This window comes from Micromonospora sp. M51 (assembly GCF_018070305.1).
Taxonomy (GTDB): domain Bacteria; phylum Actinomycetota; class Actinomycetes; order Mycobacteriales; family Micromonosporaceae; genus Micromonospora; species Micromonospora parva.
The window spans coordinates 1-1412 of sequence record NZ_JAGPXZ010001109.1; the positions used below are offsets into that span (position 1 = coordinate 1).

Sequence of the window (1412 nt, forward strand, 5' to 3'; positions counted from 1 at the left end):
GGAACGGGGGGTGGGGTGGCCACCGCCCCCCCCACCCCCGTTCACCCCGTTCGGGTCAGACCTTGGCCTTGCCCAGGATGCGGTTCACTGTTGTTCCGCATACCGGACACTTGCCCTTGGCCATGTTCATTCCGGTCTTCGAGACCTCGACGTGCCCCTCGAAGTCCCGCTTCTCCTTGCACTTCACGCAGTAACCGTTGTAGGTCGTCTGGGCCTGGTCGGCCACGGTGCCCTCCTCGTCTCGTCCGCCGGTCAATGCCGTTCCGGCGGGGTGCCCGGCGGCGGGCCACACGGGGCGCCGGCGCTGGGTCTCACTCCGCGGCCACCTTCGTGACCGCTGGTTCGCGGACCCTACCCAGGTCTGGGCAGTTCCATGTCAGCTGTGCATCGACACTGTGAGCAAGTCGACGTCGAGAGTGTGCATGGCGAAATAGGTCGGATAAGTCAGTTTGGCGGGGACACGCCGACCAAACCCTGACAGCCACCCGTGCGAGTGCCCCCGCAGGGGCATCCGGGACGGTGATCACCTACGGTGGGGACGTGCCGCGTACCCGCGTCATCGGCGTTCACGAAGGGTGACGAGATGGCGCGATGGCGCATCCGTCAAGAAATTTTCGGGACGCCTGGCGACCAATCACCATTTTCTGGGCGCGTGTCGTGCGGTTGACTCTTGCGGACCCCTGGTCAGTGGGCATTAGCTTTCCTTCGTGACACGTAGCCGAGGCTGCGCGGGCCAGTGATGGCGGGGACGCGCAAGCCTGTCGTCGAGGTGCGGCGCAGCCAGCGTCGACGACGCACGGTGTCCGCGTACCGTGACGGTGAGCGAGTGGTCGTCCTCATCCCCGACCAGTTCTCCCGCGCCGAGGAGAGCGAGTGGGTCGACCGGATGCTCGCCCGACTCGCCGCGCGTGAGGGGCGACTGGCCCGCTCCGACGCCGAGCTGCTGGCCCGCGCCAACCGGCTCATCGACCTCTATCTCGCCGAGTACCCCGCGAAAGCGGTCCCGGCCAGCGTCCGGTGGGTCACCAACCAGAACGGCCGGTGGGGTTCCTGCACCCCGGCGGACCGCAGCATCCGCATCTCGCACCGCGTCCAGGAGATGCCCGAGTGGGTGATCGACTACGTGTTGCTCCACGAGTTGGCGCACCTCATCGTGCCCAGCCACAACGCCCGGTTCTGGGCGCTGGTCGGTCGCTATCCCAAGGCGGAACGCGCCCGCGGCTACCTCGAAGGGGTCGCCGCCGCCTCCTGCGCACCGCTCCCCACCTGATCCACACCCTCCCACCCCCCCCGGGGCGCGTGGGTTCCGGCGCACCAGGCCCCGTCGGGTGCCGCGCCGGACACCATCTGAGGCGCGATCAGCCTAGATCCACTCGGGTTCCTGAATATCGCGCTATTGATGGCCCTGGGAC

2 protein-coding genes are annotated in these 1412 nt (G+C 67.9%); one reads left to right on the forward strand and one right to left on the reverse strand.

What is annotated here, in order from left to right; all coding sequences use genetic code 11:
• Nucleotides 1-55: 55 nt before the first annotated feature.
• Nucleotides 56-226, reverse strand: coding sequence for a DUF5679 domain-containing protein (locus KBX53_RS32860; RefSeq protein WP_167457767.1), 171 nt, complete (start codon nt 224-226; stop codon nt 56-58).
• 513 nt (nt 227-739) lie between these two features.
• On the opposite strand from KBX53_RS32860, the gene KBX53_RS32865 reads away from it, so the two are divergent.
• Nucleotides 740-1270 carry a M48 family metallopeptidase gene (locus KBX53_RS32865; protein WP_030337586.1) on the forward strand — a complete coding sequence of 177 codons (531 nt, stop codon included), beginning with the start codon at nt 740-742 and terminating at the stop codon, nt 1268-1270.
• Nucleotides 1271-1412: the final 142 nt, after the last annotated feature.

Coding starts and splice junctions, on each gene's coding strand:
- KBX53_RS32865 (WP_030337586.1), top strand. CDS start 740: ATGGCGGGGACGCGCAAGCCTGTCGTCGAGGTGCGGCGCAGCCAGCGT.